The organism is Ruegeria sp. AM7, assembly GCF_056535965.1.
Window position 1 is genome coordinate 24106 of the sequence record NZ_JBQFJE010000003.1, and the last position, 14387, is coordinate 38492.

Genomic DNA, 14387 nt, shown 5'->3' on the forward strand with positions numbered 1-14387 from the left:
AGATGTCACGCATTGACGAAACCAAAGACTTCATTCCGGTACGGATCGCTGTTCTGACCGTCTCGGACACCCGCTCGCTGGACGAGGACCGCTCGGGGCAGACACTGGTAGACCGCATCGAAAAGGCTGGCCATTTGGTGGCGGACCGCAAGATCATCCGTGATGAGCGCGCTCAGATTGCTGATCAGTTGCGCGACTGGGTCGCCAATCCCGATATCGACGTTGTGATCTCGACCGGTGGCACTGGTCTGACCGGGCGCGATGTATCGGTCGAGGCGCATCGGGACGTCTATGAGAAAGAGATCGAAGCCTTCGGAACAGTGTTCACGATCGTGTCGATGGAGAAGATCGGCACCTCGGCCGTTCAGTCCCGCGCCACTGGGGGCGTGGCCGGCGGCACCTATCTGTTCGCATTGCCCGGCAGCCCCGGCGCCTGCAAGGATGCTTGGGACGCGATCCTGGAAAAGCAGTTCGACTACCGCCACCGTCCCTGCAATTTCGTGGAAATAATGCCAAGATTGGACGAACATCTGCGACGGAAGTAGACTGGTCGCACGTTCAACTGTTCGTAACCGCTTTGTGGCTTGGCATTTTTGGCCGCCCAGCTACCTTTTGCGGCAGGTAGCCTGATGCAACCGGGGTAAGTGCAATATGCGATTTCTGAGGCAAAGCCTTGTCGGAGTGTTTCTGGCGTCTTTGACGCTGGCTCTCTTGTTTGCGGCCGCCCAGATTATTGCGGGCGCGGTGCAGGATTTGCTGACACGCGAGGACGCGGCGCCGCAGGCGCGGGAACGTGTTTTCGCGGTCACTGTCCGTCCGGCGGAACTGGAAACCGTGACACCCTATCTCGAGGCATTTGGTGAAGTACAAAGCCGCAGACGCTTGGAACTGCGCGCGGCACTGGGCGGGCGCGTAGTGTCTCTGTCGGATGACTTCGAGGATGGCGGTTCCGTTAGTGCCGGCGAGGTTTTGGTCGAACTGGACCCTGCCGATGCGCAATCGGCGCTGGATCGGGCCAAGTCAGATCTGCTGGATGCCCAATTCGAAGAACGCGACGCCGAGCGGTCTTTGCTGCTTGCTCAGGATGAGTTGAAATCATCGGAAACGCAGGTCGAATTGCGAAACCGCGCGATGAAACGTCAGCAGGATCTTCTTGCTCGGGGCGTTGGTTCGGTGGCGACGGCTGATGATGCCGAACTTGCTGCGGCAGCGGCAGAGCAAGCGGTTTTGGCCCGGCGCATCGCGTTGGCACAGGCGGAATCGCGGGTGGATCAGGCGACGACGCTGTTGTCACGTGCACGCATCGCACTTGAGGCCGCCGAGCGTGATTTGGGCGACATGACCATCCACGCGAGGTTCGGTGGAACGCTTACGGATGTAACTCTGGTCGAAGGCCGTTTGGTATCCGCCAATGAAAAACTGGCAGAACTGGTCGATCCGAATGCGCTTGAGGTCGCGTTCCGCGTTTCGACCGCGCAATTCGTGCGTTTGCTGGATGCCGAGGGCAATCTTATCAACGCGCCCGTCACGGTCTCGCTTGAGGTCACGGGCACAGATCTGTCCGCGACTGGTCGCATCAGCCGCGATAGTGGGTCAGCCGGTGAGGGGCAAACGGGGCGCTTGCTTTATGCGCGGATGGATAACGCGTCGGGTTTCAAACCCGGTGACTTCGTAACAGTGACCGTGCAGGAACAGCCATTGGACAATGTAGTGCGGCTGCCGTCTTCGGTTCTGGATGCGGTTGGCACGGTTCTGGTGCTGGGCACGGGTGACCGGCTCGAAGCTTTGCCGGTCGAACTGATCCGTCGTCAGGGAGACGAGGTTTTGTTGCGGGGCAAAGGTCTGGACGGCGCGAGGTTGTCATCGGCCGCACGCCGTTGCTGGGTGCTGGTGTTCGTGTCCGCCCTTTGCGGATTGAAGCCAATGCCGGGGCTGAACCCGATTTGGTCGAGCTGTCGGACGAGCAGCGCGCGCGGCTTGTCGCGCAGGTCGAGGCCAGCGACAAGATGCCGAAGGATATGAAAGACCGCGTCCTGGGACAGCTCAGCGAGGCGAAAGTTCCCGCATCTCTGGTGCGCCGCATTGAAAACCGGGCCGGAGGTTAACCGCTATGATGCGCGAGATCCCCGGCGCGGCAAGTGGTATCCTCAGCTATTTCACCCGGCATCGCACGGTGGCGAACCTGTTGCTGCTGGTTTTGCTGGTGCTGGGTGTGGCGGCTTTGCCCAACATGCGAGCGCAGTTCTTTCCAGACGTCATCCTTGAACGTGTTGACGTCGACGTCGTGTGGGAAGGGGCGGGTCCCGAGGATGTGGACAATGGAATCGTTCAGGCGCTTGAACCTGCGCTGCTGGCGGTTGAGGGCGTTTCCAGTACCGAGGCGACCTCGCGCGAGGGGCGGACCAGCATTCGGCTGGAGTTCGAGCCGAATTGGGACATGTCCCGCGCAGTAGAAGAAGTCAGAACAGCCGTTGATGGCGTGACCAACCTGCCAGAAGATGCCGAAGAGCCTACGATCCGGCGCGGTGCGTGGCGGGACCGTGTAACGGATGTGGTGGTAACCGGGCCTGTTGCCCCGGATCAGCTTGCCAAATTCACCGATGAACTGATCAACCGCCTGTTTGCCGTGGGTGTTACACGGACGACCATCCGGGGCTGGCTGCACCGCGCGTGGTGATCGAGGTTCCGACCGCGCAGTTGATTGCCAACGATATCACTCTGTCCGAGATCGCGACTGCCGTTGCGGCCGAAGTCACGGCTAACCCCGCCGGGGATGTTACGGGCGCCAATGCCCGCATTCGCACCGGCACCGAGAAGCGAACGCCTGAGGAAATTGAAGGCATCCCGCTGCGCAATTTCCCGGACGGATCCAAGTTGCTGATCGGCGACGTGGCGCAGATCCGCGTTGAGGGCGTTGACCGAATTCGCAGCTATTTCGTAGGTGAAAACCCGGCGATGTCAGTGCGGGTGGATCGCTCGAACCTAGGGGACGCGATCGAGATTCAGGGCACTGTCGAGGAGGTCGTAGCCGAGATGCAGGCCAGCCTGCCTGCAGGCGTGTCGGTCGAGTTGATCCGAACCCGCGCGCAGGCAATCACCGACAGGCTGGACATCCTGATCGACAATGGCCTCATGGGCCTGGGGCTGGTTGTGTGTCTGCTGTTTCTGTTCCTGAATGCGCGTATCGCGTTCTGGGTGGCGGCGGGGATCCCGGTGGCGATGTCTGCGGCGATTGCTTTCATGTATATCGGCGGGTTGTCGATCAACATGGTGTCGCTGTTTGGTCTGATCATCACGCTGGGTATCGTTGTGGACGACGCCATTGTTGTCGGTGAACATGCCGATTTCCGTGCTCGTCGCTTGGGCGAGGCCCCGATGGTGGCAGCTGAAAGCGCAGCGCGGCGCATGGCGATGCCGGTTTTTGCCGCGACCCTGACAACGGTCATTGCCTTTTTCGGTCTGACCGCGATTGGCGGCCGGTTCGGTGAGTTGATCCGGGACATTCCCTTTACTGTGATCGCGGTTCTGATCGCCTCGTTGATCGAGTGTTTTTTGATCCTGCCGAACCATATGGCCCACGCCATTGCACATTCCGCGAAAGAACACTGGTATGATTGGCCCAACCGGGTCGTCAATCGCGGGTTCCGCTGGGTGCGCGATCAGTTGTTCCGCCCATTCATCGCTTGGGTCATCTGGGCGCGTTATGTCGTTGTTGCGCTGATGATCCTGATCCTGGCAAGTCAGGCGGCGCTGTTCATCAAAGGTGACGTGAACTGGCGATTCTTCAATGCGCCCGAGCGTGGTTCGGTCACCGGCAATTTCATCATGGCAGAAGGCGCGACGCGTCAGGACACGCTGGCCATGATGCGCCAGCTGCAGATCGCCGTGGACGAATTGGGGCAAATTTACGAAGAACGCCATGGGCGCAATCCCATTGACTATGTCTTGTCCGAGATTGGCGGATCGGCGGGCCGCGGACTGTCTGCGGCGGATGGCAAGGACGAAGATCTTCTCGGCGGCATCTCGATCGAGTTGATCGATGCCGATCTGCGCCCCTATTCCAGTTTTGAATTCGTTGGCGAATTGCAGGATTTCGTCCCGCGCCATCCCAAGGTCGAATTGCTCAGCTTCCGTGGCTGGCGGTCGGGGCCGGGTGGTGATGCGATTGACGTGCAATTTTATGGCGCAGACGTAGACACGCTTAAGGCCGCATCCGAAGACCTTCAGGCCGAGCTTTCGAAATACCCCGAAGTCTCGGCGCTGGAGGATAATCTTGCCTATGACAAGGAAGAGTTCATTCTGGATCTGACGGCGCAGGGACAAGCACTGGGCTTCCGGATTGAAACACTTGGCCGTGTCCTGCGAGACCGTCTGAACGGGATTGAGGCCGCGACCTTCCCCGACGGTCCCCGCAGCGCTGAAATCCGGGTCGAATTGCCCGAGGACGAGCTGACTGCCGATTTCCTGGAACGCACACTGATGCGGACTCGGATGGCGTGTATGTGCCGCTGGCCGATATCGTATCAGTTCAGCGCAAGTCAGGGTTTTCTACTGTCCGCCGTGAAAACGGCCTGCGGGTCATCTCGGTCAATGGCGACATCGCGGAAGACGACCCCACCCGCGCCGAAGAGATAAACCGCGCTATGAGCGAGGAAATTCTACCCGACATCGCCGCCAAACGTCAGGTCGAATGGACCATGGCGGGTTTGAGCGAGCAGGAGGATGAGTTTTTGTCCGAGGCCCGCACCGGTCTGATCCTGTGTCTGACCGGCATCTATCTTGTTCTGGCCTGGGTCTTTGCCAGTTGGACGCGACCTCTGGTCGTTATGGCGATTATTCCGTTTGGGTTGGTTGGAACGATCTGGGGCCACTACATCTGGGAGGTGCCGCTGAGCATGTTCACCGTTGTAGGGCTGCTGGGGATGACCGGGATAATTATCAACGACTCGATCGTTTTGGTGACGACGATAGATGCTTATCAGCAGGATCGCGGGCTGGTGCCGTCTATCATCGAAGGAACCGCAGACCGATTGCGTCCAGTTATGCTGACAACGCTGACGACTGTTCTTGGCCTGACCCCGTTGCTGTATGAGGGGTCGCAACAAGCGCAATTCCTCAAGCCGACGGTGATCACTCTGGTCTATGGCCTGGCCTTCGGGATGATTTTGGTACTGGTTCTGGTGCCGGCGCTGTTGGGAATTCTGAACGACCTGTCGCGTCCGATCACGGCTATGCGGCGCGCGGTGCGCGCGCCTGACCGGGTGGTGCAGGGCGCTCTTGCCGCCACCGGTACAGCGTTGCTGGTCTGGTTCGGCATGACCATGGTGCTCCCGGTCATTACGGGTGCGCCTTTGGGTATATTATCTGGGCTTTATGGGTCTGCGGACGGTCTTGTAGCTCTGCAAATGGGGCTGGGCGCATTTGTTGCGGGGCGGTTGTCATTCTTGTGCTCAGCATCGCCGCGTCTGGCCTGTTTTTCGCACGTCTCAAGGCCCGCTCGGCCTAGTTTCGGCGCAGGGCCGTCTCTAATAGATCATTGACCCGATTGCTCATGGGCAGGTCACCGCGCCGTATCTGTTCCAAGGAAACCAACGCGCATCCAACGCATCGTCGCCTGCAACAGGCTGCCCGGACTGGTATGCGCACATCACACCAACCAAAAGATAATGCGATACTACAGCCCCGTGCGAGTCCCGTCGCAACAGATCCAGATTGTCCAGATAATGCAGAGGCTTCGCCGTGACCGAGGTTTCCTCATGCAATTCGCGTTTTGCGGCTTGCAGAACCGTTTCGCCCCATTCCACATGACCGCCGGGAAACCCCCACAACCCTGCGTCTGGCTGTTTGCTGCGTTGCACAAGCAGAACCTGCGCGTCGTGTATGACGACAGCCAGTGCTCCGATTTTTGGCGTTTGAACCATCGGGATCAGCCTGCGCTGCACCCTTTGATGTCAACCGCGTGATTTGCGCCCAGAACGGTGATCCTGATCTCGGACCGCTCCAACGCAAAGTACGGATGCGCTGATCACTTCGGACGTAGCGACAAGCGTGTCACCCTGGCGCTCAGTATCGGGCTGTGATGCCCAAAGAGTGGGATTGCCGGGCTCAATAACTGCCAGTTCCTGACCGCCAGCCGAGGGCATGGTCACCCGAGCTTCGATCTGCATCCCGTCCGATGTCGGTGTCAGGCGGCAGCTGGCCTGAGCGACCCTTGCCTCTTTTGCGGAATAGGGGCGCTGCGCGAGTGCTGCGGCAATGGCCGGGTTGCGCCCGGCATCGGCGTTCAGCTTGTGATCGAAGTCCAGTTGTGCCGGGATGCAGACTTCCTTGCACACGCCAAGATCCATCGTGCCTTTCAGGTGCACCGGTTGGCCGGGATTCTTCGGTGTAATCTCAACCGGCAGAACAAGCTGGTCTTCGTACCCGATGGATTGCAGTCCATTCTGGACAAAAACATCAGGGGTCGGCCAGGTAATCGACACGTTCCCAACATTGTCCGAACTGTTCCAGTCGAAATGCGGTGGAATGCCTGCATCACCGGGCGCGCGCCAATAGGTTTTCCACCCATCATCCAACGTCACCCGCACCGCTGTCATATAGGTTCCCTGCGTGGTGCGACCACCGTCGAGAATATCCAATTCTGCCACGGTCCCGGTCACCTGCGCGGATGCCGGGGCAACAAATCCAAGGGCGAAGGTCAATGCGACCGCTGAGACTGTCATATGTACGTTCATAAGCTATAAATGCGCGGTCCCGACGCAGATTCCAAGTCACGTTCAGGTCACTCGAATGAAATCTGCGGAAATCTGCGCTGATCTCTTGCCAATCGCCGCCGCTCGGGGCCATTGTTGAAGGGCACCAAGCAAGAGATGCCATCTTATGGACCTGACCGGAAAACTGTTGATTGCGATGCCGGGTATGGGCGATCCGCGCTTCGATCATTCGGTGGTATACATGTGCAGCCACGGAGATGATGGGGCGATGGGTCTGATCATCAACAAGCCGTCAGACCTGCGGATCAAGACTTTGCTTGGGCAGCTCAACATCGCCTGCCGAATCCCTGTCGTGGGCGAACGTCTTGTGCATTTTGGTGGGCCAGTCGAGATGTCGCGCGGCTTTGTTCTGCACAGTTCAGACTATGATGCGAATCTACATTCGATGAAAATTTCGGATGATTTCAGCATGACAGCGACATTGGACGTCCTTGAAGATCTGGCCTCGGGCCGTGGTCCGCTCAATTCGACATTGGCGCTGGGCTATTCCGGCTGGGGGCCTGGCCAGCTTGAGGATGAGATCGCCATGAATGGCTGGCTGACCACGGATGCGTCCTCGAAACTGGTGTTCGACGTACCCGATGACGAGAAATGGGAGGCCGCGCTTGCCACTTTGGGTGTTGATCCGTTGACTTTGTCGGCCAGCGCCGGGCGTGCCTGATCAGCGATCGCGCGGTGCAGCGGCGCGGCGCAGACGGTCATTGATTGCTGCCCCAAGGCCGTGGTCCGGGATTGGCGAAACTGCAATCGGTCGACCGGTGGTATTCAACTGGTGCAGCGCTGCAAACAGGTTAGCGGCGGCTTCGACCAAATTGCCTTCAGCCGACAGGTTAAGGTCGCAAGGAATAGACCCAAAGCCCAATAGCACCTCGTCCCCCTGAGTGGCGTCAGCATTCAAGCGAACCGGGGCATCGGGCGCGTAGTGGGATAGTAACTGGCCGGGGGCTGTAAGCAGATCTCCGGTTTGATGTAGATGGAGGCGGGTGTTCAGGGTGCTCTCGATCTCTTCCAGCGCGACGCCGCCGGGGCGTAACAAGGTTGGCTCACCGGCCAGTCCGACGATCGTCGATTCCAGACCGACCCCGCACGGGCCGTCGTTTACGATAGCGGCAATGCGTCCGTCCAACCCGGCCCGCACGTGACCAGCGGTTGTCGGGCTGATTTGCCCTGACGGGTTCGCTGACGGCGCTGCAACGGGCCCGTCAAAGGCTTCGAGAATAGCGCGTGCCGTAGTGTGGGCCGGAACGCGAAGGGCCAGCGTATCGAGGCCAGCGGTCACCAGAGACGACACTTGATGGTCAGCGCGCAATGGCAAAACCAAAGTCAGCGGGCCGGGCCAAAAGCATCTGCCAGAACCTGTGCCTGATCGGACCATGTCACAAATCGTTTTGCGGCGTCGACCGATGCGACATGCGCGATCAATGGGTTGAAACTGGGGCGGCCTTTGGCTGCATAAATGCGGGCCACGGCCTCTCCGTTGCGGGCATCGCCGCCCAGCCCATAGACGGTCTCGGTTGGGAAGGCGACAAGCTGTCCTTGCCGCAGCAGGTCCGCTGCCTGCGCAATTCCATCCGGGTCGGCGAACAGTTCGTGTGTTCCGTTGGGGATCATGGGTGGTGACGCCGCGTTTTGATTGCTTGTATCATGGGGACAGGTACGTAATCGTCCAAATCCAGATGAATAACGGTGGGCGCTTGGTTTCCAACCCCGCCGTTGCAGACCTTTATACAGCCCCGAGGTGAAGCCATGCCATATCGCGCACCAGTCTCTGACTACGAATTCCTGTTCCGCCACGCGGTCGATTTCGGACAGATCGCCGCCACTGACAAGTTTTCGGAAGCCAGCGAAGACGTGGTCAGCGCGATTCTGACCGAAGCTGGAAAGATGTGCGAAGAGGTCATGGCCCCGCTGCAACGCCCCGGCGATCTGGAGCCGGCGCGGCTGGAGAACGGTGTTCTGCGCACCTCACCGGGTTATGGCGACGGCTGGAAAGCGATTGCCGAAGGCGGCTGGATCGGCATGAGCGCGGATCCCGAATATGGTGGCATGGGCCTGCCGATGACTCTGACAACCGCCGTAAACGAGATGATGTCAGCGGCCTGTCTGTCACTGCAATTGGCCCCGCTGATGACGCAGGGCCAGATCGAAGCGTTGGAACACCACGCCAGTGATGCGCTGAAAGAGCTGTACCTGCCCAAGATGATCGCGGGCGAGTGGTCAGGCACCATGAACCTGACCGAACCGCAGGCCGGTTCGGATGTGGGTGCGCTGACATCAAAAGCGGAACCCAATGGCGATGGTACTTTCGCGGTGTCGGGCCAAAAAATCTACATCTCTTGGGGCGACAACGATTTTGCGGAAAACGTCTGCCACCTTGTTCTGGCGCGTCTGCCCGACGGCGTCCCTGGAACCAAGGGGATTTCGTTGTTCCTGGTGCCCAAATACCTGCCGGACGAAAACGGCAATCCCGGAGTGGCGAATGAACTGAAAGTGGTTTCGCTGGAACATAAGATGGGCCTTCACGGCTCGCCGACCTGCGTGATGCAGTATGACGGTGCCAAAGGCTGGCTTGTGGGCAAGGAACATGGCGGCATGGCCGCGATGTTTACCATGATGAACAACGCGCGTCTGGGCGTGGGTGGTCAGGGCGTTGGCGTTGCTGAAGGTGCCTATCAGCACGCATTGGCCTATGCGTTGGAACGCAAGCAGGGCAAGACGCCTTCTGGTACCATCATCGACCACGCCGATGTGCGCCGGATGCTGATGAGCATGCGTGCCGACACGTTTGCGGCGCGGGCGATCATGCTGGCCAATGCGGCGGCGATCGACATGGCGACGGCCACCAATGATCCTGAATGGGTGTCGCGCGCTGCGCTGCTGACCCCGATCAGCAAGGCGTTTGGAACCGAAACCGGCATGCGCGTCTCGGAAGAGGGCGTGCAGGTCCACGGTGGAATGGGCTTCATCGAGGAAACCGGCGCGGCGCAGTTCTATCGCGATGTCCGCGTGACAGCGATCTATGAAGGAACCAACGGCATTCAGGCGATGGACCTTGTGGCCCGCAAGTTGATGGATGGCGGCGAAGCGGCCAGCCGTCTTCTGGACGAGATCGAGGATCACGCTGAAACGGCCCGTGCGACCATGCCGGAACTGGCCGGTCCGGTCTGGGAAGCCACCGAAAGCCTGCGCGAGGCCACCGAGTGGTTGGTATCGCAGGCCGATATGAACAACCGTTTTGCCGGTGCCGTGCCCTATTTGCATGCCTTCGCCCGCATTTTGGGCGCGCATTACCACCTGAAGGCGGCGCTGGCCGAGCCTGAAGGTCCGCGCTTCAAGCTGGCGCGCTTCTACATCAACGCACTGCTGCCTGAATACTCAGGTCTGCTGGCGCAGGCGCAAAACGGGGCCGAAGATGTCTACGGTCTCAGCGCTGAAGAACTGGCCGCCTGATGGACGGCCAGAGCCCTTTGACGATCCGTTATCCCTGGCCCGAGGCTCCGGCCCCGGGCGAGGCGATTGAGGTCGCCGAAGGCGTGCTGTGGATGCGCTTGCCGCTGCCCATGGCGCTGGATCACGTCAACATCTATGCGCTGGATGATGGTGACGGTTGGACGGTGATCGACACCGGTCTGTCCTCGAACAAGACGCGCCGCATATGGGCTGATTTGATGGCGGGCCCGCTGGGCGGCAAGCCGGTCAAGCGGGTGGTGGTGACACACCACCATCCTGACCATGTCGGCAATGCCGGTTGGTTCCAGTCCGAACACGGGGCCGAGCTGGTGACAACCCGCACCGCATGGCTGTTTTCGCGGATGCTGCAGTTGGACGTGCAGGAAACCTGGCCGACCGAGACGCTGGATTATTACCGCAGCGCCGGGATGGATGCCGATTTCCTGGCCAAACGCATGACCGAACGGCCGTTCAATTTCTGCGACACGGTCTATCCGATGCCGCTGGGCTTTACCCGGATCAAGCAGGGCAGCGTGATCCGAATGGGCGGGCGCGATTGGGACGTGCATATGGGCAATGGCCACGCCCCCGAACATGCCACCTTCTGGAGTCGCGACGACAATCTGGTGATCACCGGCGATCAGATACTAAGCTCGATCAGCCCCAATCTGGGGGTTTATGTGACCGAGCCGCTGGCCGATCCGGTAGCCGAATGGCTTGAGGCCTGTGAGCGGCTGCAAGGGTTGGCGCGCCCCGATCACCTGGCGTTGGGCGGGCACAAGCTGCCCTTCACTGGCCTTCCGCTGCGGATGAAGCAACTGATCGACAATCACCATGGTGCGTTGGAGCGTCTGCAAAGCTATCTGGACACGCCCAAAACCGCCGCCGAGTGCTTTCCGCCCCTGTTCAAACGCCAGATCGGCGATGGCGAATATGGGCTGGCTCTGGTCGAGTCGGTTGCACATCTGAACCATCTTTACCACATTGGAGCGGTGACCCGGACGCGGCGCGCGGACGGGGCGTGGGAGTTTCAGCGCAAAGGGTAAAGCCATGGACAAGATCGAAACCTCGGCCGAGGCAGCAGAATCAGCGGCCTTGCCGCGCTGTTACGAAGTCCACGCCAACCCCAACGCGCAATCCGGCACGCAAAACCTGCCCGACACACTGCAAAAACCGGTTGAAAGCAAAAGCCCGGCGCAATGGGCCTATGAGCGGCTGATCCTTTATATCCAGAATTTCGAGAAAACGCTGGATGCCGATCACGAGGTCGCCATGGGCTTTACCGGCGGCGATGCAGGCGTGATGCGGATCGAGGGGATGGGCTATTTCGACCCCGATATGATCACCTTTTATGGCTCGGACGGATCCGGGGCGCGAACGCAATTGGTGCAGCATGTCAGCCAGCTGAACGTGATGCTGCGCGCCCTGCCCAAATCGGTCGAGGACAAGCCAGCCAACCGCATCGGATTCCGTCTGGCGGCCGATCTGGAAGAAAGCTGAGCGTACATCTTGCAATTCACCTCTGCGCGGCCTTGAATATGTTGGTCATTCAAGGGGAACGCTGGTGAGCCTTTTTTCAGCCGTTACAACATCCTATCGCGGTGCCTGGGCGCGGCGCCGTGTCTTTGTGCCGATCTACCTGGCCGTTCGCCTGCTGCTGGTTGCGCTGATCGCGCCGGGGGTGGCGATTACCGTCAATCTGGCGGTGTCGCTGTCAAACCAGACCGCGCTGACGGATCAAGCCATCGCTGCATTCATTCTGTCTCCGGTCGGGTTCGTGGCGGCTGTGGTGGTGCTCAGCCTGTTTCTGCTGGCCGAGGTGCTGGTCTTTTCGGTCATGGCAACCTCGTTGCGAATGGGCGAACGTGACCCGTGGCGCGCAGGCAGTTCCGCGATTGGCCTGATCCTGTCGCGCCTGCCCGCTCTGTTCGGTTTCGCGGTGCGGTTCGTGTTGCGGGTGTTGCTGTTGGTTGTGCCATTTGCCGCTATCGCGGCGGTGATCGCGTGGTGGACCCTGACCGAATATGACATCAACTATTACCTGACATTCCGCCCGCCATCCTTCCTTGTGGCCGTGGGTCTGATCGGTGCGGTGGTGCTGGTCATGGCTTGGGTGTTGATCCGCAGGCTCTCGGCCTGGGCGCTGGGCCTGCATCTGGTGTTGTTCGAATCTGTGGCCCCCGCCAGCGCCTTTAACGTCAGCGCCACCCGGATGGAGGGTAAGCGCGGGCGGCTCAAGCTTGAGCTGGCGATCTGGCTGGGCCTGCGCATTGTTATTGCCGCGTTGATTGCGACGGTGGCGGGGCTGTTGTTCGATCTGGTGCCCCTGCAAGAGGCGTCTCATCTGAAACTGGCGCTGATCTACAGTCTGATCGTTGCCGGGCTGTGGTCTCTGGCCGGTCTGGTTCTGGCCGCAACGGCGCTGGGCGCGCTGGCGGTGTTGCTGGATGGGTTTTTCGAGATCAAGACTTCGGAACCCCCGCATCCCGAACCGGGCAATCTGCGCGTGCCGCTTCTCGCCGCTCTTGGCGGCGCGGCGGTGGCCGTGGTTGCGGGGCTGTGGGTCGGGCAGGAGGTGTTGGACCGTGTTGATGCCCCCGACCGGGCCGAGGTGATCGGCCATCGGGGGGCTGCAGCGTTGCGGCCGGAAAACACCATGGCCGCAGTTCTGAAAGCCATCGAGGACGGCGCCGATTGGGTCGAGATCGACGTGCAGGAATCAGCCGATGACGTGGTGATCGTGGCCCATGACAGCGATTTCATGAAACTGGCGGGCGTGCCCACCAAGGTCTGGGATGCCACGATGGAAGACGTGGCCGAGATCGACATCGGCAGTTGGTTCGATCCTGAATACGCCGATGAACGCACCCCGACTCTGCGACAAGTTCTGGAGGCAGCAAAGGGCAAGGCCAAGGTCATCATCGAGTTGAAATATTACGGTCACGACGTCGATCTGGAAAATCGCGTCGCCGCACTGGTGGAAGAGTTCGAGATGCAGGACGACATCGCCACCATGTCGCTGAAATACCCCGCCGTGCAGAAAATGGAAAAACTGCGCCCTGACTGGCGCGCCGGTGTTCTGGCCGCCACGGCGGTCGGAGACCTCTCGGGGCTTGAAGGTGAGTTTGTGGCCGTCAATGCAGGCATGGCGACACCGGGGCTGGTGCGCAGCGTGCAGGCGGCGGGCAAGGATATCTATGTCTGGACGGTGAATGACCCGCTGCAGATGTCGGCCATGGCCTCGATGGGGGTAGACGGGCTGATCACCGACGACCCGGCGCTGGCCAACGAGGTGCTGCGCATCCGGGCCGAGATGGGCCCGGCTGAGCGCCTTTTGCTGTGGCTTGCAACTACTTTTGGCATGTCCGTGGACAAACAGGCGATGCGCGATGCAAGCCCGTAAACTGGCGCTGATCCTTTCGGTTCTGGCCAGCCCGGTCGCGGCGCAAGATTTCATGCGCAGCCTCGAACTGCCCGCCCATCGCGCGCTGATCGCGCAAAGCGAGGGAGCAGATTTAACAGCATTCGAGACTGATGGATGCTCGGGCGGGTTGTCGACCAGCTGGCGGTTCGTAGCCGAGACCTTCCCGAAGTTCCGCGCTTTGTATGAAGCGCACCCACCCTGGGAATACTGCTGCGTGGCCCATGATCAGGCCTATCACAACGCGGGTGCAGCCCTGCGCGCCGAAGACAGTTATGACGCGCGCCTGTCAGCGGATGACACGCTGCGCGCCTGCGTGAAACAGCACGGCACTGAGCACGCCGAAGAGTATTCCGTCCGATATGACATGACACCCGACCAGATTCGCACCGCCCATTCCGTGACGGCCGAAGCGATGTTTGCGGCTGTTCGATTCGGCGGCGCACCCTGTTCTGGCCTGCCGTGGCGCTGGGGCTTCGGGTATCCGGGCTGTTCGGTGTTCCAATCTGCGGTCCCTGCGCGCGAATGACGTGGTGACAGCCCTCGCGTTTTCGATTACCAACATCTCAAACACGCGAATTGGGAATCTTTCACATGGCTGAATACAAGCACGGCGAAATGGACATCAAAGTTCAGGAAAAAACATTTGACGGCTTTATCAAGGCGACCACGTGGTGCGTCGTAGCCATCGCCTTCCTGTGCCTGTTCCTGGCGGTTTTCGCTTCTTAAACCTTAAAATCGGG

At 60.2% G+C, this 14387-nt stretch carries 10 protein-coding genes and 3 pseudogenes; 10 read left to right on the forward strand and 3 right to left on the reverse strand.

Annotated elements, in window-relative coordinates:
* The first annotated feature begins 2 nt into the window (after nt 1–2).
* The 3 genes and pseudogenes from moaB (at nt 3) to ACR3EG_RS03775 (ending at nt 5506) form a co-directional block, all read left to right on the forward strand.
* On the forward strand, nt 3–545 hold the full coding sequence (gene moaB, locus ACR3EG_RS03765) for a molybdenum cofactor biosynthesis protein B (RefSeq protein ID WP_209195381.1): 543 nt from the start codon (nt 3–5) through the stop codon (nt 543–545).
* Between the two features lie 106 nt (nt 546–651).
* Nucleotides 652–2105: pseudogene (locus ACR3EG_RS03770) on the forward strand (efflux RND transporter periplasmic adaptor subunit).
* A gap of 5 nt (nt 2106–2110) precedes the next feature.
* Nucleotides 2111–5506: pseudogene (locus ACR3EG_RS03775) on the forward strand (efflux RND transporter permease subunit).
* A 43-nt stretch (nt 5507–5549) separates the two neighbouring features.
* On the opposite strand, the gene ACR3EG_RS03780 reads toward ACR3EG_RS03775, so the two are convergent.
* Both ACR3EG_RS03780 and ACR3EG_RS03785 read right to left on the reverse strand, forming a co-directional pair.
* On the reverse strand, nt 5550–5921 hold the full coding sequence (locus ACR3EG_RS03780) for an NUDIX hydrolase (RefSeq protein ID WP_480483028.1): 372 nt from the start codon (nt 5919–5921) through the stop codon (nt 5550–5552).
* Nucleotides 5922–5951: 30 nt separating this feature from the next.
* Nucleotides 5952–6734, reverse strand: a complete 783-nt coding sequence (locus ACR3EG_RS03785) for a protein-disulfide reductase DsbD domain-containing protein (RefSeq protein WP_480483030.1) — start codon at nt 6732–6734, stop codon at nt 5952–5954.
* A gap of 145 nt (nt 6735–6879) precedes the next feature.
* Between ACR3EG_RS03785 and ACR3EG_RS03790 the strand changes: the two genes are divergently transcribed.
* The gene (locus tag ACR3EG_RS03790) at nt 6880–7434 is read left to right on the forward strand and encodes a YqgE/AlgH family protein (RefSeq protein ID WP_170353576.1); all 555 of its coding nucleotides are present in this window, start codon (nt 6880–6882) and stop codon (nt 7432–7434) included.
* Here ACR3EG_RS03790 and ACR3EG_RS03795 read toward each other — a convergent pair.
* Nucleotides 7435–8384: pseudogene (locus tag ACR3EG_RS03795) on the reverse strand (L-threonylcarbamoyladenylate synthase).
* Nucleotides 8385–8519: 135 nt separating this feature from the next.
* Here ACR3EG_RS03795 and ACR3EG_RS03800 point away from each other — a divergent pair.
* From ACR3EG_RS03800 to ACR3EG_RS03825, 6 genes are all read left to right on the forward strand, one after another.
* On the forward strand, nt 8520–10223 hold the full coding sequence (locus ACR3EG_RS03800; protein WP_480483032.1) for an acyl-CoA dehydrogenase family protein: 1704 nt from the start codon (nt 8520–8522) through the stop codon (nt 10221–10223).
* On the forward strand, nt 10223–11269 hold the full coding sequence (locus ACR3EG_RS03805) for an MBL fold metallo-hydrolase (RefSeq protein ID WP_480483034.1): 1047 nt from the start codon (nt 10223–10225) through the stop codon (nt 11267–11269). The genes ACR3EG_RS03800 and ACR3EG_RS03805 overlap by 1 nt, the downstream gene beginning before the upstream one ends.
* Nucleotides 11270–11273: 4 nt before the next feature.
* A complete protein-coding gene (locus ACR3EG_RS03810) occupies nt 11274–11723 on the forward strand; it encodes a DUF6173 family protein (protein ID WP_480483036.1) in 450 nt (149 codons plus the stop codon).
* Nucleotides 11724–11787: 64 nt separating this feature from the next.
* A complete protein-coding gene (locus ACR3EG_RS03815; RefSeq protein WP_480483038.1) occupies nt 11788–13626 on the forward strand; it encodes a glycerophosphodiester phosphodiesterase family protein in 1839 nt (612 codons plus the stop codon).
* On the forward strand, nt 13613–14173 hold the full coding sequence (locus ACR3EG_RS03820) for a hypothetical protein (protein ID WP_480483040.1): 561 nt from the start codon (nt 13613–13615) through the stop codon (nt 14171–14173). Before ACR3EG_RS03815 ends, ACR3EG_RS03820 begins: the two co-directional genes overlap by 14 nt.
* A 65-nt stretch (nt 14174–14238) precedes the next feature.
* A complete protein-coding gene (locus ACR3EG_RS03825) occupies nt 14239–14373 on the forward strand; it encodes an aa3-type cytochrome c oxidase subunit IV (protein WP_170353569.1) in 135 nt (44 codons plus the stop codon).
* Nucleotides 14374–14387 lie beyond the last annotated feature (14 nt).